Genomic DNA, 21571 nt, shown 5'->3' on the forward strand with positions numbered 1-21571 from the left:
AACTCCCGGGTTGCGTCACATCGGGTGGAGGTTTACTCTTCCTTTCGACGCTTCCCGGCGTCTCTCATGATCTCCTCTCGCTAGCCCACGCTTTCCTCGACCGCTCCCCTCGCCCGGCAACCTGGCCGAGGCGTCGCCGTGAGCGTGTCCGCGCGCTACGAGTCAACCTCTGGAGATCCTTTATGAAAAAGCTCAAGTACCACGTCGCCAGCACCCTGGACGGCTTCATCGCCACCGAGCAGCACACCGCCGAAGCCTTCATGCAAGACCGGCTCGTGAAGGACAGCGAGCACGTCGCTGACTACCTCGCCTCCTTCGCGTCCTACGACACCGTGTTGATGGGCCGCCGCACCTACGAGGTCGGCCTGAAGCTGGGCGTAACGGACCCCTACCCGGCCCTGGAGACCTACGTCTTCTCGCACTCGATGAAGGAGAGCCCGAACCCACGGGTGAAGCTGATCACCGAAGACAGCGTGGGCGTGGTCCGGCGGCTGAAGGAGCAACAGGGCAAGGACCTCTACCTGTGCGGCGGCGGAGAGTTCGCGGCCACGCTGCTCACCGCGGGCCTCGTGGACGAGGTGCTCGTGAAGCTCAACCCCCTGCTCCTGGGCTCGGGGATCCCGCTGGCCACCCGGCTCAAAGAGGTGAAGAACCTCGAGCTGCTCTCCACCAAGGTCTACAAGAACGGAGTGGTGCTGCTGCGCTACTCCGTCCTTGGGTAGCGGGACGAAGCGGTATCCTGCCGCCCCACCCCAAGGGGCGCTTGATGCTGCGGATCACCGGCTATGAGCTGGACGCTCAGCTTCACAGGAGCGTTCGAACCTGGGTCTACCGGGGCCGCCGCGAGAGCGACGGCCTGCCGGTCGTCCTCAAGCTGCTGGGAGAGGAGTATCCCAGCTTCGAGAACGCCAGCCGCTTCAAGCGCGAGTACGAGATCGGCCGGAGGGTCTCGGGAGACGGGGCGGTGGAGGTGCTGGCCCTGGAGCCCGTGCGGAGCAGCTGGGCCATCGTGATGGAGGACAGGGGGGCCCGAACGCTCCGGGCCCTCCTCGAGGAGCGTCGACTGTCGCTGGAGGAGGCGCTTCGACTCGGCATCCGGCTGGCCGCCGCGCTGGCCGCGGTCCACCGACGGACCGTCATCCACAAGGACATCAACCCGTCCAACATCCTCGTCGAGCCCGTGAGCGAGGAAGTCCTGCTCATCGACTTCGGGCTGGCCTCGCTGCTGCCTCGGGAGAGCCCCAACCTGGTCAACCCGCACCAGCTCGAAGGCACGCTGCACTACATCTCTCCCGAGCAGACCGCGCGGATGAACCGCGCCATCGATCACCGCTCGGACCTGTACTCGCTGGGTGTCACCCTCTACGAGATGTTGACGGGCCAGGTCCCGTTCACCTCCAAGGACGCCGTCGAGCTCGTCCACCTGCACATCGCCCAGCGGCCCGTGCCTCCGCACGAGCTGGAGCCGAGCCTGCCGCGTCCGATCTCGGACGTCGTGATGAAGCTGCTCACGAAGACCGCGGAGGATCGCTACCAGAGCGCGCTCGGGCTCAAGTCGGATCTGGAAGCCTGTCTCGGCGCATGGCGCGCGGGAGCCCGGGACGCTTCCCTGGGAGCGCTGGCGCTGCGCCCGGGCCAACATGACATCTCCATCCGGTTCCAAGTTCCGGAGAAGCTCTACGGCCGGGAGTCGCAGTTGGACGAGCTCATGCGGTCCTTCGAGCGGGCGACGCGCGGCAGGGCCGAGCTGGCGTTGGTGGGAGGTGACTCCGGCGTCGGCAAGAGCATGCTGGTCCACGAGCTCCAGCGGCCGGTGCTGGATCGCCGCGCCAACTACCTCTCCGGAAAGTTCGACCAGCTCCAGCGCGACCTTCCCTATGCGCCCCTGCTCCAGGCGCTCTCCGACTTCGTCCGACGGTTGCTGACCACGAGCGAGGAGGAGCTGGCACGCTGGCGCCAGCGGCTCGCCGAGGCCCTGGGCGAAAACGGCCGGGTGATCACCGACGTGCTCCCCCTGCTCGAACAGGTCCTCGGGCCCCAGCCGCCAGTGCCGGAGCTGAGCTCAAAGGAGGCGCAGCATCGCTTCCACCTCGTCTTCCAACGCTTCGTGATGGCCCTGGCCTCCGAGCAGCACCCCCTGGTCCTCTTCTTGGATGACCTGCAGTGGGCCGACCTGCCTTCCCTGGAGCTGCTCCAGCTGCTCCTGACGGAACCTCGGCTCCAGCACCTGCTGCTCGTCTGCGCCTGGCGGGAGCGCGAGGTAGAGAGCACCCATCCCGTGCGGCTGATGCTGGAGGCGCTGGAGGCGGCAGGCACCCGGATCACCTCCATCTCCCTCTCGCCGCTCGAGCCCGCTCACGTGGCCCAGCTCGTCGCGGACGCGCTCCGCTGCGGTCCCGACAGCTCGGCGCCGCTCGCGCAGTTGCTCTGGGAGCGCTCCGGAGGCAACCCCTTCTTCCTCGGGCAGCTCCTGCGCACGCTCTACGAAGACAGGCTCATCGACTTCTCGCCTGACGCGGCCAGGTGGGTATGGGACCTCGAGGCCATTCGCGCGCGCGGCCTGACCGATGACGTCATCGAGCTGATGACGGGCAAGCTCCAGCGGCTGCCTCCGCCGACGCAGGAGGCGCTGCGGCTGGCCGCGTGCATCGGCAACCGGTTCCAGCTCGCCTCCCTCGCCATCGTGCATGGCGTCACCCCCGCCCAGGCGGCCACCCGGCTGTACCCCGCCATCGAAGAGGGCCTCATCCTGCCCCTGGATGATCGCTGGCAGCTCGCGGAGCACGGGGGCGCCGTGGATGCCACGTACCGGTTCCTGCACGATCGCGTCCAGCAGGCCGCCTACACCCTCATCCCCGAGGAGGCGCGGGCGGAGCTCCACCTGCGCATCGCGCGGATGCTGCTGGCGAGTCTGGCACCCGAGCAGCTCGAGGAACGGCTCCTGGATGTCGTCCACCAGCTCAACCGGGGCTGCGCCCTCGTGACGGAGGAAGAGGAGCGCTACGAGGTGGCGCGGCTCAACCTCCTGGCGGGCAGGAAGGCCATGGCCTCGGCCGCCTTCGAGCCCGCGCTGCGCTACTTCTCCATGGGGCTCTCGCTCCTGCCGGAGGCCGCCTGGGACCAGCGCCACGCGCTGTGCCGGGAGCTGCATCTGGAGGCCATGGAGGCGGAGTACCTCAACGCCCACACTCAACAGGGCGATGCGCTCTCCGAGCTCGTGCTGGCCAGGACCCACGACGCCCTGGAGAAGACGAGGATCTACGCCATCCGAATCACCTTCGCCTCGACGCGGGCCGATCTCGACCGAGCCATCGAGGACGGCTACACGGCCCTGGCCCTGCTGGGACTCGAGCAGCCCCGCAGCGTGGAGCTACCTACGTTCATGGAGCTGCTGGGCTCGGTCCAGGGCTTGATGGCGGGCTGGAGCAAGGAGGAACTCCTGAACCTGCCGCCCATGACCGACCGCCGCTCTCTGGCGGCCTGTCAGGTGGCCATGTCGCTGATCCCCGCGCTCTACGTGAAGAACGGGCTGACCGCGATGGCGGTCTCCCTGGAGATGCTGAAGCTGTGCCTGCGACATGGCCATGCGCCGGAGGCGCCCTACTTCCACGCCGACTATGCCGTGATCCACTCGACCCTCCTGGGCGATGTGGCCGCCGCCGCCACGCACAGCGAGCTCTTCCTGGAGCTGCTGGAGCGCATGAACGCGAAGCGGCTCAAGTCCAAGGTGTACCTGGTCAACGCGGCCTACATCCTCCACTGGACGCGCCACCTCCGGGAGACATTGGCGCCGCTGAAGCAAGCCGTCCAGGCAGGGCTGGACAATGGGGACACGGCATTCGCGGCCTACTCGGTCATCCACCTCACCACGAACCTCTTCTATGTCGGCCAGCCGCTCGACGAGGTGCTCCCGGAACATGAGCGCTATGTCGAGCTGATGAAGGCGCGACAGCTGCGGGTCGCCTCCTCCACCACCCGGTCCCTGCGGCAGCTCTGCCTCAACCTGATGGGCCGCTCCAAGGATCCCCGTCGCATGGTGGGCGACTCCTTCGACGAGGAGCTGGAGTTCGCCGAGCTCCAGGCCTACGGATACAACGCGGGCCTGGCGCAGCTCTACCTCCAGAAGCACCTGCTGGCCTGCCTCTTCCGCGACACGAAGTTGGCGCTCGAGACAGCTCGAGCAGCCGAGCCGTATTTCAGCAGCCAGCTCGGAGAGGTCTCCTACCTGCTCCACCACTTCCTCCAATCCCTGACGCTGCTCTCGGCGGCCGGAGGAGCATCCGAGACAGACCGGGCCCGCTTCCTCGCCAGGGTGGAGATAAATCAGGAGAATTTGAAGCGCTGGGCTGTGTACGCGCCCATGAACTCACTCCACCGGTATCAGTTGGTCGAGGCCGAGCGAGCTCGCGTGCGGGGAGACCTCCCCGCGGCGGCCCGGCTCTATGAGGAGGCGGCGGCGGGCGCGAAGAAGCAGGGCTACCTGAATGAGGAAGCCCTGTGCCACGAGCTCGCCGGAGAGTTCTTCCGCGCCATCGGCCGAGACCGGCTCGCGAACGACAGCTTCCTGGAGGCGGCGACCGCGTACCGCCGCTGGGGTGCCGAGGCCAAGGTGGCCGATCTCGAGCAGCGCTACCCCGAGGCGTTCGAGCGGCAACGCGCCCTGGCGGAGGCCCGCAAGCCCCTGTCGAGCAGCTCTTCCTCCAGTGGCACGAGAGGCGACGAGCTGGATCTGGCCACCGTGCTCAAGGCCGCCAATGCCATCTCCGGCGAAATCCTTCTCGACCGGCTGCTGGAGCGGCTGATGCGGAGCGTGCTCGAGAACGCTGGCGCGCAGCGAGGTCTCCTCCTCCTGCCCCGGGGAGAACAGTGGATCATCGAGGCCGAGCAGCGGGTGGAGTCGGCCACCCCCTCCCGCCCCTCCGAGCCCGTGGAAGGCAGCACGCGGCTGGCGACGGCCATCGTGTACTTCGTGGCGAGAACACGGGAGAGCGTCGTGCTGGACGATGCCTCCGTGGAGGGGCTCTTCACCCGGGAGCCCTACGTCCACGAACACAGCCTCCGCTCGGTCCTCTGCGTTCCCTTGCTCAACCAGGGCAAGCTGGTGGCCATCCTCTACCTCGAGAACAACCACACCGCGGGCGCCTTCACCGCCGGCAGGATGGAGGTGCTGCGGCTGCTCTCCGCGCAGGCCGCGCTCTCCCTCCACAACGCGCTCCTCTACGCGCAACTGGAGGACTACAGCCGCACGCTCGAGCAGCGGGTGGAGGAACGCACGCGAGAGCTGCGCACCACCCAGAAGCAGCTCGTGGTCCAGGAGAAGCTGGCCTCCCTGGGAGCGCTCACCGCGGGCATTGCCCACGAGCTGAAGAACCCCCTCCACTTCATCACCAACTTCGCGGAGCTGTCGGGAGAGTTCACGGCGGAGCTGGCGAAGGGCATCGCTTCCCCGCGGACTCCCGAGGCACAGGAGGAGCTGGGAGACGTCCTCTCACAGCTTCAGCAGAGCGTGTCGAAGATCCAGGAGCACGGCCAGCGGGCCAGCCAGATCATCAATGGCATGTTGATGCACGCGCGGGAGTTCTCTGGCGCGAAGGCCCCCGCCGACCTCAACGCCGTGCTCGCGGAGAGCTTCGAGCTGGGCTACCGCGGGTTCCGCGCCAAGGTGCCCACCTTCGAGCTGACGCTCCAGACGGACTACGATCCGACCCTCGGCGAGGTCGAGGTGGCGGCCCCGGAGCTCAGCCGCGTGTTCATCAACGCTGTCGACAATGCATGTTACGCCTTGCAACGAAAGAAACATGCAATGGGAGACAGCTTCTCTCCCAAGCTGGAGATCCGTACCCGGGATGTCGGAGAGCACGTGGAGGTGCGGGTGCGTGATAACGGCACGGGCATCCCCGAGGAGCTCCTTGGAAAGGTGTTCAACCCGTTCTTCACCACCAAGCCCGCGGGCGAGGGAACGGGGCTCGGGCTCTCGCTCAGCCACGACATCATCGTCGGAGGCCACCAGGGCCGCATCCTCGTGGAATCCGTAGAGGGTGAATTCACCGAGCTGCGCGTCGAACTGCCAAAGCGTGAGACTCCGGACTGAACCCTGCCCGGCGGTCCCTTGGTGAGACGCCGATCCCCCTGGCTATCTTGGCGCGTTTCCCGCCACGCAAGGGGCTGAATGGTCATGTTGGATTCCCAGGTACGTGACTCCTCCGAGGCAACCTTCGAGACACTCACCGAGAAGGAGTTCGCCGAACGCCGACAAGCCGAAGGGGTGCGCGTCATCCACCACGGCGGTCATTATTGGGAGCAGATCGGCGCTCCCGGCTTCTTCCAGCCCGTCCACCTGTTGGCGCGCCTGAAGCCCGAAGAGGCCACCCGGCCCACGCCGCTGAGCTGGGGCTACCGGGCGGCGCTGACCCCGGAGGCCGCGGGCGCCGCGAACGGCACCGTCCCCGTGGTGAAGCTCTCGAACCTGGAGAGCTACGATCTCAACAGCCTCTCCTCCAATCGGAGGAACAAGCTCCGCAAGTGCCAACGGCTCGTCCGGATCGTCCAGCTCACCGGCCCCGCGCTCCTGCTGGAGCAGGGCTACGAGCTGGTCGTCGACGCGCTCTCACGCACCCAGCACAAGAAGATCCCCACGCGGGAGCGCTACCACTCCGACGCGAAGCGATACTTCCGGGGCAAGCACTGGTGCGTCCTCGCGGGACTGATCGACGGCAAGCTCGGGGGCTACCTCGACGGCCACGTGGTGGACGGTATCGCGTATGGGCTCAACGCGTACTACGCCTCGTGGGCCCTGCCGACCAACATCTCGACCGGCCTCATCTTCGAGTTCGCTCAGATTTGTCGCAGGCTCGCGAAGGTTCACACGCTCGTGGGTGGCCTCGACTCACGCGAGGCTCCCAAGCTGAATCAGTTCAAGGATGATCTCGGATACGTGGTGGAACATGTCCCCATCAAATGGGACATGAATCCGCTCGCGCAGGCCTTCATCCGCTGGCAGCGCCCGCACGCGTATTATCGACTCACGGGGTCGGCCGCCGACCCGAACTGAGAGTGGGAGCGGCCAACCCGTCTCAATTGTCCTGACGTGCAATCGGAATTTGATTTGTAGACACACGTTCCATTGCACCGTGAACGCACTCCAGCGTTCCCATTGCAGAGGGGCCATCCGGGCAGTCGGCCGGTGGTCTCTTCAGGACAATCATTGATGCTGGATTTCAGTCATCGCAGCACCCGCGGCCTGGCCATGGCCTCGCTCCTGTCCCTGTCCCTCCTGACCGCAGTGGCTTGTGATCCCAACGCCGCCGGCATGGAGGAGTACACCGGCGAGGAGACCGCCCCCACCACCGCCGAGGAGATCGCCTCGGAGGTCCCCGGTGGGAGCATCGAAGCGAACTCCGATGAAACCCCTGCGGCAGCCAATGGAGAGCTGGCCCAGGACATGGCCTCGGAGCCCGACGTCACGACGCAGGCGCTGCCCTCGGGCATGCGCACCGTGGCGCAGTGGGAGACGCTGTTCCTGGGCCGTTGGAACACCGAGCACACGGGCGACTTCCTGCCCAAGAGCAAGTCGCTCGATAGCTGGCAGTTCTACAACCTCGCCTATGGCATCGACGGCAACACCGCGATGTACCGTGCCACGGGCAAGACGCAGTACCTCGACCGCGCCCTGCTCTACGTCAACAACGTAGTGGCCAACGCCAAGGTCTCCTCGTCGCTGCCCAGGAGCCAGTACAAGGACTCGTACCTGGGCTGGGCTTCGGCTCGCTCGGACACCCTGGGCCAGGAAGTGCCGCTGTTCGAGAGCTACTGCTGGCGCTATGTCACTCGCCTGCTGCGCGTCATCCGTGAGACGCCTGCTCTCTACGGCAACGCCACCTACCGCTCGCAGTACGACCGCCTGCTTGCCTTCACCGAGCGGAACATGTTCGAGAAGTGGCTCAAGCGCGGCGCCAACGCCAACATCTATCGCGTCAACACGCACATGGCTTCGCACTGGGCGTACATGGCGATGGATCTGTCTCGCATGACCACGGACGCGACGAAGAAGGCCACCTACCTGACGGTCTTCAACAACATCAACCGCAAGCTGCCGAACTACTCGACCGGTCTGCGCGGGCAGATGCGCACCAGCCCGATCAACGCGACGGCCTACTACTGGGATGACAACTGGGGCTCCATCGCGCGCCCTGGCCAGGACGTGGCCCACGGCAACGGTGTGATGGCGTACATCGTCGAGGCCCGTGACGCGGGCATGGAGTGGACGGATACGGACATCCGCGCCTTCACCGCGACGCTCAACAGCGTGATCTGGCCCTCGGCCAGCCGTTACGCCGCCTACGTCGACGGCTCGGGCAGCGGCACGGGCTGGTTCAACGACGGCCTGATGAAGCTGGGCCGCTACAACGCCGCCCTGCAGAAGCGGCTCGAGGCGCACGGCGTCGGCCGCAACACCCAGTACTACGGGAACGGCGCGCTCAACGCCCGCATCCTGTCCGGCACCTAGGCAGCGAACAAATGCCCCCCCCTCCCGCCCTAGGGCGCGGGAGGGGGACGGTGAGCAGGCTCCGGGGTGGTGCCGGGTCAAGCGCCCGGCCCCTCCCCTCCACTCAGGAGTCCTGCATGTCTCAGCGCATCTACCTTTCATCGCCGCACATGGGCACCCTCGAGCGCGGCTACGTCGAGGAGGCCTTCGCGAGCAACTGGATCGCTCCGCTGGGCCCCCACGTCGATGCGTTCCAGGAGGAGTTCGCCCGCTGCGTCGGGGCTCCGTATGCGCTGGCGTTGAGCTCTGGCACCGCGGCGCTCCACCTCGCCCTGCAGCTGGTCGGCGTCGGCCCCGGAGACGAGGTACTGGTGAGCACCCTCACCTTCTCCGCCACGGTGAACCCCATTCGCTACCTGGGGGCCTCTCCGGTCTTCATCGACAGCGAGCGCGACTCCTGGAACATGGATCCCGCCCTGCTGTGCGAGGAGCTGGAGAGCCGCGCCCGGATCGGCCGGCTGCCCCGCGCCGTCGTCGTGGTCCACCTCTACGGACAGAGCGCCGATCTGGACCCCATCGTGGAGGCCTGCGAGCGCTACGGCGTACCCCTGGTGGAGGATGCGGCCGAGGCCCTGGGCAGCACATACAAGGGCAAGGCCCCCGGCACGCTGGGCCGCGTGGGCATCTACTCCTTCAACGGCAACAAGATCCTCACCACCTCGGGGGGCGGGATGCTGGTGTCGGCCGACGAGTCGCTCGTCAGCCACGCGCTCAAGCTCGCCACCCAGGCGCGCGACCCCGCGCCGCACTACCAGCACTCGGAGATTGGCTACAACTACCGCCTCAGCAACGTGCTGGCGGCGATCGGCCGAGGGCAGCTGAGGGTGCTGGAGGACCGGGTCGCCGCGCGGCGCAGGAACCACGCGTTCTACACGCGCTCGCTGCTCGGCGTACCGGGCATCACCTTCATGCCCGAGGCCCCATGGGGCCGCCACACGCGCTGGCTGACGACGCTCACGATTGATCCGGTGGCTTTCGGCGCGGACCGGGAGGCGGTGCGCGTCGCGCTGGAGCGGGAGAACATCGAGGCCCGGCCAGTGTGGAAGCCCATGCACCTGCAGCCGGTCTTCTCCGGCTTCGAGCGGCGGGGAGGCAGCGTCTCGGAGGAGCTGTTCCAGCACGGGCTCTGCCTGCCGTCCGGCTCCAACCTCACCCTGGATGATCTCGCCCGGGTGGTGGAGGTGATGCTGGCCGTTCCCCAGAGCCTGGCCCGGCGGACGGGCAGCTGAGCCCGCCGCCGATCGCTCCCGTGTCGAGGCCGCCCCTTCAGCGCCGGGTGGCGGCCTGGCTCGGCGCGGGTTGCGGCCCCGCATGCGCGGCGTTGCCCAGGAACTCGAACATCGTCGCGTCTCCCGCGTAGGAGATGCCCTGGCGCTGCACCACGCGAAGCACCGTCAGCGCGAGGATCTTCACGTCCAGCGCCACGCTCCAGTTGTCCACGTACCAGACGTCGAGCCGGAAGCGCTCATCCCAGCCCAGGGCGTTGCGCCCGTTCACCTGTGCCCAGCCGGTGATGCCGGGCAGCACGTCGTGGCGCCGCGCCTGCTCGGCGGAGTAGCGCGTCAGGTACTCCACCAGCAGCGGGCGCGGCCCCACCAGGCTCATGTCACCGCGAAGCACGTTCCAGAGCTGGGGGAGCTCGTCCAGGCTCGCCGAGCGCAGGAACTGCCCCACTCGGGTGATGCGCTGGGCATCCGGGAGCGGCTTGCCCTCCGCGTCGTGCGCGCTGAGCATGGTGCGGAACTTCACGAGCTGGAACGACCTCCCTCCGCGGCCCGGACGCACCTGTCGGAAGAAGATGGGCCTGCCCATCGAGGCCCAGACGAGCAGCGCCGTGACCGCCATCACCGGCGCCAGGCACACCAGCCCCAAGGCCGCGGCCAGCCGGTCCATGCACCGCTTGAGGAACAACCCCGCTCCAACCTGTCTCTGCATGTGTTCGCGCTCCCCTGTTCAGCCCGAAGTCGATCGCCACGCGCTCGCGCGGCCGGCGCCGCTCACAGCAGGCGGCGCCGGGCCACACGAAGCGCGCAGGAACGTAGGGGCCCTCCCTGAACACTCACCACTGCCCCCGGAGCCGCAGCCGTGTGTCCGCGAGAGGGCTCCTACCCGCCCTCCACCGAGACGGCTTCCTGGAGTCCCAGTCGCCTCCACACCCGAAAGGTGAGCCACGCGCTGGCGCCCAGCTCGACGAGCCAGCCCAGCGCCAGCGCCCACGCCGCCCCCACCGGGCCCACCGTGGGCACCCACCAGGCGCTCCCCAGCCCGACCACCACCACGGAGGCCACGAGCATCAACGCCTGCGCCTTCAGCTCTCGCGCCGCCGTGAGCCCGATCTGGAGGCTCACGCAGACGTACTCCAGCCCGGCGGCCACCATGAGCCAGACGAACAGGTCCAGATTCTGCGCGTACTCGGCGCCATAGAAGAGTGTCAGCGCCCAGCGCCCGAGCAGCGCGGAGCCGATGATGGCACAGACACCCACCAGCGCCGACCCTCCCGCCAGCCCCATGAGCGCGCGGCCATAGCGGCGCTGATCTCCCTCCGTGTGGTAGCGCCCCAGCCGAGGCGTCACCGCCTGCCCGAGCGCGAAGACCACCCGGCCCCCCAGCATCGTGAAGTACGCGAGCGCGGCGTACATGCCCAGCTCCGCCTGGCCGAAGTGCGCCTCCAGCAAGTAGCGGGGCACGTTGGGGCGCAGCGAGCTCAGCAGCGCGGTGATGCCGAGCGCGTAGGCGAGCCCCAGCAGGCTCTTCAGGCGCACGCCCTGCTCCCGCCACCGCGTCCGCCACAGCAGGCGCCAGGGCCCCACGCCGCCGAACTCCCTCCGGTACGCGGGCGCGTCGAAGACGAAGAGCACGATGGCCCAGGAGAACCCCAGGGCCGCGGCCGCGAGGACCGCGCTGGCGGTCACCTGGAGCGCGACCACCACCAGCACCACCGAGAGCACGCTCTTGACGATGAGCGAGCGGGCGGCGAGGCCCATCTGCTCCTTCTGGTGCATGGCGCCGTAGAACACCTCACTGAGGGCCTCGAAGCCCTTGGCCAGCGCCAGCAGCGCGATGACGAGGCTCACACGCGCCGAGTACCCCGCCACCAGCGCGATGGCGCAGCAGAGCACCACGCCCCCCAGCACGTTGAGCACCATCAGCCCGAGGTAGTGCTCGAAGCCGTAGGCGCTCCGGGCGTCGGTGGCCTGGAGGTTGCGCATCTGCATCCGCGCCAGGAGCATCACCGGGGCGGTGATGGCCAGGCCCAGGGCGAACTCGCCCAGCATCTCCATCGTGCCGAGCCGGGCGCACGCCACCAGCACGCCCCACTGGGCGAAGCCGTACATGAGCCCGGCCGAGAGCGTCCACGCGAAGTTCCCCCCTACCGTCTTCCGTGGCTTCGAGGTGGGGTTCACGCCTTGCCCACCGCCCGCTGCAGCACCTCGGCGAGCCGGCGGGCCGCGGAGTCCGCGGAGAAGCGCTCCCGGCCGAGCTGTCCCGCCCGCGCGCCCGCCTCGGCGAGCCACTGGGGATCGCGAAGCCTCCAGGCCAACTGCGCCGCGCCGGCGGCCACGTCCTTGGGAGGCAGGCACAGGCCGAACTGCTCCCGCTCGAGGAGCTCCGCCTGCCAGCCGCCGTAGTTGAGCGCCAGCGGGCGCCCGGCGGCGAGCGCGTCGAAGAACTTGTTGGCCGAGTTGTCCTGCATGCCCGGCACGTCGGTGAAGAGCGAGGTGGCGATGGTGGCCGCCGAGAGCACCGCGGGCACCTCCGCCTTGGGCACGCTGGGCAGGAAGAAGAGGTTGCGGTCACGCACCCCGAGCAGATCGGCGAGCGCGTGCAGGGCGCCCTCCTCCCGTCCCTGCCCCATGATGACGAAGCGCACCTCCGGGTCGCGCGGCAGCATCTCCGCCGCGAGCCGGACGAGGTAGTCCACCCCGTTCACCAGGCCCAGGGTGCCCGCGTAGAGGACCATGGGCCGATCCCCGAGCCACGGGTACTTCTGGCGGAACTCCGCGCCCGCGGTGACGGGGACCTGGAAGCGCTCCGGATCGCACAGGTTCGGAATGACGGTGATCTTCTCCGAGGACACGCCGGCCGCCTCCACGCCGGCCTTCATGCCCGGCGAGAGCGCGACGATGTGCGCCGCGCCCGCGTAGGCGGCCTTCTCCAGCAACTGGGCGGCGAGGATGGCCGGACGGCTCTTGATGGCACCCACGGCGATGGGGATGGCGGGCCAGAGATCGCGCACCTCGAAGACCATGGGCTTGCTCTTCAGGCGCGAGGCGAGGATGCCGGGGACGGCGATGGTCAGCGGCGTGCTCGTGGCGAAGACCACGTCGCCCTCGAGCTGCATCGCCCGCTGGGCGGCGCCGACGGCGAAGTGGCCGAAGGCGCGCATCCGGTCGGAGTACTTCATCGAGTTGGAGTACGGCACCGGCAGCCAATGCACGCGGATGCCGCTCTCGTTCGTCTCGCGCCAGCCCTTGGTGTTCGCGGCGGGCTCGGTGTCCGAGGTCACCATGTGGACCTCATGCCCCATGCCCACCAGGCGGCGGGCGAGCTCGTAGGAGCGGGTACCGCCATGCATCGAGGGCGTGGTGAAGTACTGATGGAGGTAGATGATCTTCATTTCACGTAGCTCCTTGAACGGCGGGGTAGGCAGAAGAAGAGGTGCAGGCGGCCATCACCATCAGCAGGAAGAGCGCCCGGGTGTCGTAGAGGTCTCCGCTGGACTGGCTGCCGAGCAGCATCAGCACCACCGCGCCGACGGTCGCCCCGTCGATGTCGCGCCAGCCCCGGAAGACCGAGCGGAGGAAGGCGAGCAGGACCCACGCCAGGAGCACCAGGCCCAGCGCGCCGCCCTCGCAGAACACCTCGAGGAAGAGGTTGTGGGGGTAGACTCCCAGCCCCAGGGCCGGGAACGCCGCGAGCCCCGCGCCCGCCACCGGGTTGTCGAGCCCGAGCTCGTACGCGGCGGCATACAGGGACTCGCGTCCCGACAGGTACACCTTGCTCTCCGAGTCGCTGCTGCCCGCGTACTTCAGGGTCAGCCGCAGGAAGCGCTCCTCCATGGAGCGATTCAGCGCCTTGCCAAGGGGCGAGAGCGTGGTGGCCACCGCGAAGGCCGCCGTGGCCAGCACCGACAAGAGGACGAAGCGGCGCAGCGGCACACGCGCCACCACGAGGAAGGTCGCGACGCCCGCGATGATGGCGGCCGTGCCCCCGCGCGAGCCGGTGAGCAGCGCCAGGAGCACCCCGGTGGCCGCCAGCGGAATCCACAGCCAGGCCTGCCCCCGTCGGTACCAGAAATAGAGAGCCCCCAGCGCGAGCAGCCCCATGAGCCGGGCGAAGATGTTCGGCCCGCCTCCCAGCACGGCCAGCCGCGCGCCGCCGCCGTCGCCCAGCAGCTGGCGCACCCCGGTGAGGGCCAGCAGGGCCGTGGCCGCGACCACCACCGCCCAGAAGGCATCCAGCACCCGCTCCGCCCGCTGGCGGAGCGCGGCGAGCCCGAAGCCCACGCTCATCACCACGACCAGGACGAGCTCGTAGAGCTTGCCCAGGGCGAAGCCCACGTCGGGGGCCCAGAGCGCGCTGACGCACAGGTAGCCAAAGAACAGCAGGAGCGCCATCGAGAGCCGTGGGTCGAGCCGGCTCTCTCCCGGCCGCGTCGCGCGGTGGGCACGGTGGACCAGCCCCATGGTCGCGAGCACCAGCCCGCCCATGACGATCCACAGCCGCAGCTCGAGGAAGGGGTCCGGCTGGGGGCTCGTGGAGGCCAGCCGGTGGAAGCCCCAACGGCCCGCGAGCACGTAGAGCGCGGCGATGAAGCCCAGTCCTGCGCATCGGATCCAGCTCACGGGTTGGCTCCAGCCTGCGCTCAGCTCACGGTGGGGTATTCGTACTGGTAGATGCCGCGCACGGCGCGACCCGACGGCGAGCGCGGCACGCCATTGAAGACGACGCCCTGCACCGAGACGCCGTCCTGCGAGAGCCGGGTGAGGGCCGCGGCGACCTCGCGCAGCGGATGAGCGCCCGCGCGCACCACCGCGAGGTTCACCCCCGCCTGCCGGCCCACCAGCGCCGCGTCGGTCACCGCCAGGATGGGCGGCGTGTCGAGGAGGACGAGGTCGTACGCGAGCGACATCCGCGCCACGAGCGTCTTGAATGCATCGCCCAGCAGCAGCTCGGCGGGGTTGGAGGGCAGCGCGCCGGTGGGCAGGAAGAACAGGCTCTGGTCAGGAACCTGGACCACGGACTGCTCCAACGTGAGCGCGCCTTCGAGCACCTCGGCGAGACCACGCGAGCGCGCGACACCGAAGCAGCGGTGGAGCCCGCCCCCGCGCAGGTTGGCGTCCACGAGCAGGACACGCTTGCCGGAGTCCGCCAGCACCCAGGCGAGGTTGGCGGAGACGAAGGACGCGCCCACCCCTGGACTCGTCCCAGTGATGGCGATCACGTTGTTGGGCGCGTCCTCCAGGACCATCTGGAGCCGGGTCCGCAGGCTCCGCAAGCTCTCGGTGGCCAGGTCGTGCGGGCGGGTCCGCGCCAGGATGGTGGGCCCCTCGGAGTCCGCTCCCCGCTTGCGCCGCGCCCGCCGCGACGGGGCTTCGCCCAGGGGCACGGTGGCATAGACCGGGACTCCCAGCGCCGCCTCGAGCGCCGCCGGATCCGAGATGCCCCTATGGAGCGCCTGCCGGGTGAAGGCGAACGCGACACCGAGCGTCAGCCCCAGCACCAGGCTGACCGCGAGCACGCCCGGCTTGCTGGGCCGCACCGGCAGCCGTGTCACCACGGGCTCATCGAGGATGCGCGCGTTGCCGACGATGCTCGACTTCAGCACCCGGTACTCCTGGGCCTTGTTGTTGAGCTGGATGTAGAGCTCGTTGGCGACGTTCACGTCCCGCACGAGCCGGGCCGCGGTGAGCTCCGCGTCCGGCAGGCCCTTGAGCTTGGCGTTGAGGGCCGTCCGATCGGCCCGGAGCCGCGCCAGCTTGCTGCTCATGGCGTTGAGCACCGGGTGGTTCTGGGTGAAGCGCTGCCGCAGCTCGGAGCGCTCCAGCGTCAGCTCCGAGATCGCCTTCTCCACGTCGACGCTTCGCTCCAGGATCGCCTGGGCCTCCAGCCCCAGGTCGACGCTCCCCTTCCCCGCGCGGTGGGCGCTCAGGGCCGCCTCCGCGCGCTCCAGCTCCTTGCGCAGGCCGGGAAGCTGCGTGTCGAGGAACGCCAGCGTTTGCTCGACCTCCTCGCTCCGACGCTCGACGTTGTGGCGAACGTAGTGCTTCGAGATGGCCGTGAGGATCGCGGAGATCTCCACCGGGTCCCTGCCCTCCAGCGACACGGAGAGGACTCCCGTGTTGAGGCCCTTCTCCACCGGGCGCAGCGCGCGCTGGAGCCCCTCCACCACCTCGAGGCGGGAGCGGCGGGTCACCCAGAACTGTGTCCCCGGGCGGGCCTGGAGCTCCGAGACGAGCAGCTCCACCCGCAGCACCGAGTCCGGAGCCGAGGCGGCCGGGACGCCGACGTTTCCGCTGAGCAGCGGCTGGGAGTCCGGGTCCAGGAGCGTGTACGTACCGCCCTCCCCCGTCACGAGCTGAAGGGGGATGTCCTCCAGCTCGCGCGGCACGCTCACCCGCTCCACCTGGATGCGCTCGCCACCCCAGGCGAACCGCTCCAGGGCCCACGGGGGCTCGGCGATGCCCGCCTCCTCATGGCCGCGGGCCAGCGCCGCTCCCAGCAGTGGGAAGTAGCGCGGCGTGGCGGACACCTCCAAGCGCAGCTCGTCGATGACCTTGCCCAGCAAGGCGCGCGAGCCGAGCAGCTCGATCTCGGTGGGCGCCTCCCCCGAGAAGTCCGCGAGCAGCGCTCCCAGCTCGCCCAGGGGATTGGCCTTCTTCTCGATCTGGAGGACGGCATGGGCCCGGTAGATGGGCGTCGCGGCCGCCATGTAGAGCAGCCCCACGCCCAGCGTCAGGACCATGGTCGCGACGATCGACCCGCGGTGCTCCTGCAGGATGCCCAGGTAGCGCCCCAGATCGAGTTCGTCATCTGGAGATCCCGGCCTGGAACTGGCGGGTGCCTTGCGATGAGAGGTGCGAGTCATTGGGCCTGGAAGATGACGGATCTGTCACCAATATCTATCGTCTGCCAGAGCAGCTGAACTGTTGGCTGGATTTGACTGATGATTCGGTTCCAGCGCGTCAAGTTGTGCGGCGAGACGAACACCACGTCATGGGGTTGAAGTTGGAATTGCGTTGCAAGCAACAGAGCATCCGGCGACTGGGCATCGAGTTTATAGATGGTAGGCCTGTCGAAGTTCCCACGGATGACATAGAGCTTCGCTGGATTGGATGTGATTGGGTCGAAGCCCTCGGTATCTCCAATGGCTTCCGCGAGCGTCATCCGCCCCTTCACCATGATGCGCGAGGAAGGCTTGCGGACCTCGCCGAGCACGAAGACCTTGTTACGGCTGCGGTCGGCGACGTGGAGGATGTCGCCGTCCTGCAGGAGCCAGTTCTGGCTGATGTCTCCCTCCTCATAGAGGGCCTGCAGATCGAGGGTGAAGGTCTTACCGCCCCGGGTGAGCGTGACGTTGCGCAGGTCCGCCTCCAGGGTGAGCCCCCGCGCCTGGCTGATGGCGTCCTGCACCCGCAGCGGCACGTCCGTGATGGGGATGGTGCTGGGCGCGGTGACCTCGCCGGTGACCTGGACCTTCTGCCCCCGGAAGCCCACCACGCGCACGTCGAGCTGCGGCCGCTCGATGACATCGGCCAGCCGCTGGGTCAGCAGCTCCCGCACCTCGCGCAGCGTCTTGCCTCCGACCTGGATGACGCCCGCGTGGGGAAAGAACATCGTCCCGTCGGCCGCCACGGGGTGGCCGGTGGCCTCGGCGGACCGGAACTCGCCCGCGGGGATGGTGAGCTCGGGGTGGTCCCAGACGATGACGCTCAGCACGTCATGCGGGGTGATCCGGTAGTAGTAGTCCGCCGCGATCTGCGCCAGCGGATCCTGTTTCGGCTCGGGCCGTGCCTTCTCGCGCGCCGCTTGTTGCTTGCCTAGCAGTGCCGCATCGATCGTGACGATCTCGAACGCGTTATCAGGGCCCCCGTCTGCCTTTCCCTCGTACCGATCCCGGAACGCATCCTCGTCCATATACATACCCGGGCCCCACGCGCATGCACTCGCGCACAACATCCCTGCCAGTAGCAGGACGTGCCTCATGGACAACCTCCGGGCTCAAGGCCGTGCGGATTGTTCGGCTCCGAGGGAGGATGTGCAAACCCGTGATCAACTCAGCGACGGGTCGGTGTCTGGAATGAAATAGGCAGCCAGCGCCGGACAACAATTCCCCTGCCCCTCAGGGCTGGGTAATCACTCGCGCCGGCACTCCGACCGCCACCACGCGAGGCGGCAGATCGCCGAGGACCACCGCGCCCGCCCCCACCACCGCTTCATCCCCCACGGCTTTGCCTGGCAGGACGGAGGCGCCAAGGCCCAGGTGCGCCAGGGCGCCGATGCGCACCGCGCCGCCGAGCGTCGCGTTGGGCGAGAGGTGGGCGAACTCACCCACCTCGCAGTCGTGCTCGACGATGGCGCCGCTGTTGATGATCGCCCCCGTTCCCACCTGGGCGTCCGGGTTGATGACGGCCTGGGCCATGACCACTGCCCCGGCGCCGACGCGGGCGGACTCGGCCACGGCGGCCGTCGGGTGGATCAAGGTGGCCAGCGTCAGCTCCAGCCGCTCGCACAGCGCGGAGATGCGGCGCCGCGCGTGGTTGTCTCCCACGCCCAGCGCGACGAGGATCTCCGAGCGATGCGCTTCGAGCCAGGCGGCCCCGCCGAGAACAGGAAGGCCAAGCACCCTGCTGCCTTCCGGCATCGCATCATCGACGAAGCCGACCACGACCAGGCCACACAGCAAGGCGATGTCGGCGACCACCTTGCCGTGGCCACCGCAGCCATAAACGACCAGCCTGGGCTTTGCGCGCTCGTTCGGCACTGGCATTCACCGATTTGAAAGCTGTCACCTGGGGGCGGTTTTCGCACCTTCTACAAGTACATCTGCCCCGCATCGCCCAGCGCACAACACCCTTATGCCCTGGGGGGAATAACAACACGCTTGCCTCTATGACTAGTCTCCCGAGGTACGGCAAGAGAGCACGGGACCTGGGGGGCCGCTGGATGACGACAATGGTGAAACTAAGGGCCGTCTTGGTCCCTGACGAGGGGAAATCGGCGCAGTCGGAGGACTACTTCCGCTCAGCCCACCACCTGCGCGCCGAGGGCGTGACGCACACCCTGGTCATCGACGGAGGCGAGGGCAGATCGCTGCGGCTGCCGCTCATCGTTCGAGTCATCGAGGGCACACCGTACCGCGACGCCGTCTCGCCCTATGGCTTCCCCAGCGGGGTGCAGGCCGGGTTGAGCGAGCTGCCCAAGGACGCGGTGGACTGGCAGGGCAGCGAGCTGGTCAGCATCTTCGTGCGAGACCGCGTCTCCCGCCCTCCCTGCTTCGCGGGAGGCACGCCGCGCAACGAGGTGTTCTTCGTCGATCCCCGCCTGCCCATCCGCTTCCGGGAGACGCACCGCCGGCACGTGCGGCGCAACCTCCGGGAGGGCTTCGTGAGCACCTGCCACGCGGCGCGGGAGACGTCGCCCGAGGAGCGCGAGGGCTTCAAGGCGGTCTACCGGCAGACCATGGTCCGCGATCGGGCCAGCGCCCGGTACTTCTTCTCGGATGCGTACTTCGAGGAGCTGTTCTCTTCCCCATCCGCATGGCTCGCCACGACGCGCGCCCCGGAGGGACAGATCGCCTCCTCGGCGCTCGGCGTCACCAGCGACGGCGTGCTGCACTACTACCTCGGAGGGACGGCGGACGCGTACCTGGCGCGCTCGCCGGCCAAGAACGTGCTGGCGACGCTCGCCGAGCTGGGCACCCAGCTCGGGCTCGCCTTCAACCTGGGGGGCGGCATGCAGCCGGGTGACAGCCTCGAGGACTTCAAGCGGGGCTTCGCCAACACGAGCGCCCGCCTCTACACCCATGAGATCATCTGCGAGCCGTCGGTGTATGCCCGCCTCTCGGAGGGCCACACCGACGGAAACTACTTCCCGGCCTACCGCGCGAAGCTGCGCTGATCGCTCACGGCCGCGCTCTTGAGGGGAATCGCGCCCGGCGTATACGTGGGGATGAGCTCGCAGAGGGAGCGCTTCACGCCGAAGTCGTCACCCACCTGCGCCGCCAACCCGAGCCGCTCGAGCTGGACGTGGAAGTCCGCGGGCGGCGCCGGGCTCTGGGCCACCTTGATGCGGTTGCGGACCTGCTGGGTGAGCTCCTCCTCCTCGCTCAGCAGCGTCTCCTCGAGCTTCTCGCCCGGCCGCAGCCCCGTGAAGACGATGGGGATGTCCTTGCCGGGCACCAGGCCCGCCATGGTGATGAGGTTCGCGGCCAGCTCGGCGATGCGCACCGGGGCGCCCATGTCGAGGATGCAGAGCTCGCCGTAGCCTCCCAGCCCCGCCAGCACCACGAGGCCCACCGCCTCGGGGATCGTCATGAAGTAGCGGGTGCAGTCCGGGTGCGTCACCGTGACCGGCCCCCCGCGCTGGATCTGCTGCTTGAACAGCGGCACCACGCTGCCCGCCGAGCCCAGCACGTTGCCGAACCGGACGGCGGTGAACGCCGTGCGCGACTTCGCCGCCACGTCCCGGATGACCATCTCCGCCAGCCGCTTGGAGGCCCCCATCACCGAGGAGGGGTGGACCGCCTTGTCGGTGGAGATGAGCACGAAGCGCTCCGCGCCACAGGCGTCCGCCATGCGCGCGACGTTCCGGGTGCCGAAGACGTTGTTCTTGATGGCCTCCTCGGGCGAGTCCTCCATCAGCGGCACGTGCTTGTGGGCGGCCGCGTGGAATACGTACTGCGGCGCGTGCTCCTTGCCGAGGCGCATCAGCCGATCCACGTCCCGGATGTCCGCCACGATGGAGCTCACCGGGAGCTGGGGGTAGCGCTCCTGCAGGTGGCGCACGAGGAAGTAGAGCTCGTTCTCGTTGATGTCGAGCAGCGCGAGCGAGGCGGGCGCGTGCCCCGCCACCTGGCGTGCGATCTCGCTGCCGATGGAGCCCGCCGCCCCGGTGATGAGGATGCGGCGGCCGACGATGAGCCGGTGTACTTCCTCGCGGTCGAACGAGATCGCGTCCCGGGGCAGCAGGTCCTCCGGGCTGAGGTCATGCAGCATCGCGGCGGTGATCTTCTGATCGAGGTAGGCGAACGAGGCGGGGATGATCTTGAAGCTCACGCTCTGGTGCTTGCACAGGCCCAGGATGCTCCGGATGCGGTCGGGGGACAGGCGGGGGATGGCGATGAGCACATGGCTCACGCGGTGCTTCGTCACCAGCTCCGGCAGCGCCTCGATGGCACCGAGCACCCGCTTGCCGTTGAGGAAGGTGCCGTGCTTGCCGGGATCGTCGTCCACCAGACCGACGACGTGCCAGGGGCTGTCCGAGGTGCTCAGCAGATCGCGCAGCAGGAGGTCTCCCGCGCTGCCAGCCCCGACGACGATCGTCCGCTTCACCCCCTGCGCCCGCGAGCGCTGCTGATCGAGGTACCACAGCCGCGCCAGTCGCGGCGCGAAGCGGTGGACCCCCATCAGGGCCGTGGTGAAGAAGAACTCGATGGTGACCACCGAGCGTGGCAGGGGATCGAGGAAGAAGAAGGAGCGTGCCGCCTCGAACACGATGGTGGCGATCGCATTGGCCAGAATGAGCCGGCCCGCTTCCGTGAGGCCGGAGCTGCGGAAGCTCCAGCGGTGCAGCCGGAACCAGACCAGGGTGGCCAGGCGCACCGCGAGCAGCAGCGGCAGGCTGCGCTCCAGCGCCCCCTGCCACCGCTCGGGCAGCTGCCCATCGAAGCGCAGCACCACCGCCCAGAAGAGCGCGCCCGCGGTGATCGCCGCGTCCAGCAACAGCATGAGCAACGAGCGCAGCCCTGGAGACCGCCGCAGGCGACCTTCTACCGGATCCCCTGAACGCACGACCCCAGGCAGA

At 68.6% G+C, this 21571-nt stretch carries 14 protein-coding genes; 6 read left to right on the plus strand and 8 right to left on the minus strand.

The genetic code is table 11. From position 1 onward, the window contains the following. Positions 1 to 182: 182 nt before the first annotated feature. The 5 genes from SYV04_RS16925 (at position 183) to SYV04_RS16945 (ending at position 9774) form a co-directional block, all read left to right on the plus strand. Positions 183 to 722: a dihydrofolate reductase family protein gene (locus SYV04_RS16925; protein ID WP_321546829.1), complete on the plus strand. Its 540-nt coding sequence runs from the start codon at positions 183 to 185 to the stop codon at positions 720 to 722. A 44-nt stretch (positions 723 to 766) separates the two neighbouring features. Continuing rightward, on the plus strand, positions 767 to 6091 hold the full coding sequence (locus tag SYV04_RS16930; protein ID WP_321546830.1) for a trifunctional serine/threonine-protein kinase/ATP-binding protein/sensor histidine kinase: 5325 nt from the start codon (positions 767 to 769) through the stop codon (positions 6089 to 6091). 84 nt (positions 6092 to 6175) lie between these two features. Beyond that, entirely contained in the window at positions 6176 to 7051 is an 876-nt protein-coding gene (locus SYV04_RS16935) for a hypothetical protein (RefSeq protein WP_321546831.1), read from the plus strand. Between the two features lie 156 nt (positions 7052 to 7207). After that, on the plus strand, positions 7208 to 8506 hold the full coding sequence (locus tag SYV04_RS16940; protein WP_321546832.1) for a hypothetical protein: 1299 nt from the start codon (positions 7208 to 7210) through the stop codon (positions 8504 to 8506). 116 nt (positions 8507 to 8622) lie between these two features. Beyond that, positions 8623 to 9774, plus strand: a complete 1152-nt coding sequence (locus SYV04_RS16945; RefSeq protein ID WP_321546833.1) for a DegT/DnrJ/EryC1/StrS family aminotransferase — start codon at positions 8623 to 8625, stop codon at positions 9772 to 9774. Between the two features lie 37 nt (positions 9775 to 9811). Here SYV04_RS16945 and SYV04_RS16950 read toward each other — a convergent pair whose 3' ends face one another. From SYV04_RS16950 to SYV04_RS16980, 7 genes are all read right to left on the minus strand, one after another. Then, on the minus strand, positions 9812 to 10480 hold the full coding sequence (locus SYV04_RS16950; RefSeq protein WP_321546834.1) for a sugar transferase: 669 nt from the start codon (positions 10478 to 10480) through the stop codon (positions 9812 to 9814). A gap of 170 nt (positions 10481 to 10650) precedes the next feature. Then, positions 10651 to 11949, minus strand: coding sequence for a lipopolysaccharide biosynthesis protein (locus SYV04_RS16955; protein WP_321546835.1), 1299 nt, complete (start codon positions 11947 to 11949; stop codon positions 10651 to 10653). After that, positions 11946 to 13163: a glycosyltransferase family 4 protein gene (locus SYV04_RS16960; protein ID WP_321546836.1), complete on the minus strand. Its 1218-nt coding sequence runs from the start codon at positions 13161 to 13163 to the stop codon at positions 11946 to 11948. The genes SYV04_RS16955 and SYV04_RS16960 overlap by 4 nt, the downstream gene beginning before the upstream one ends. A gap of 1 nt (position 13164) precedes the next feature. Then, positions 13165 to 14391 (minus strand): O-antigen ligase family protein, encoded by a 1227-nt coding sequence (locus SYV04_RS16965; RefSeq protein ID WP_321546837.1) that lies wholly within the window; start codon positions 14389 to 14391, stop codon positions 13165 to 13167. Between the two features lie 20 nt (positions 14392 to 14411). Next, positions 14412 to 16634, minus strand: coding sequence for a polysaccharide biosynthesis tyrosine autokinase (locus SYV04_RS16970; RefSeq protein WP_321546838.1), 2223 nt, complete (start codon positions 16632 to 16634; stop codon positions 14412 to 14414). After that, on the minus strand, positions 16631 to 17752 hold the full coding sequence (locus tag SYV04_RS16975) for a polysaccharide export protein (protein ID WP_321546839.1): 1122 nt from the start codon (positions 17750 to 17752) through the stop codon (positions 16631 to 16633). The genes SYV04_RS16970 and SYV04_RS16975 overlap by 4 nt, the downstream gene beginning before the upstream one ends. A 136-nt stretch (positions 17753 to 17888) precedes the next feature. Beyond that, a complete protein-coding gene (locus tag SYV04_RS16980; RefSeq protein WP_321546840.1) occupies positions 17889 to 18530 on the minus strand; it encodes an acetyltransferase in 642 nt (213 codons plus the stop codon). 212 nt (positions 18531 to 18742) lie between these two features. On the opposite strand from SYV04_RS16980, the gene SYV04_RS16985 reads away from it, so the two are divergent. Beyond that, on the plus strand, positions 18743 to 19666 hold the full coding sequence (locus SYV04_RS16985; RefSeq protein ID WP_321546841.1) for a GNAT family N-acetyltransferase: 924 nt from the start codon (positions 18743 to 18745) through the stop codon (positions 19664 to 19666). Here SYV04_RS16985 and SYV04_RS16990 read toward each other — a convergent pair. Then, positions 19645 to 21558, minus strand: a complete 1914-nt coding sequence (locus tag SYV04_RS16990) for a nucleoside-diphosphate sugar epimerase/dehydratase (RefSeq protein WP_321546842.1) — start codon at positions 21556 to 21558, stop codon at positions 19645 to 19647. The genes SYV04_RS16985 and SYV04_RS16990 overlap by 22 nt on opposite strands. Positions 21559 to 21571: the final 13 nt, after the last annotated feature.

The organism is Hyalangium ruber (assembly GCF_034259325.1).
Taxonomy (GTDB): Bacteria; Myxococcota; Myxococcia; order Myxococcales; family Myxococcaceae; genus Hyalangium_A; species Hyalangium_A rubrum.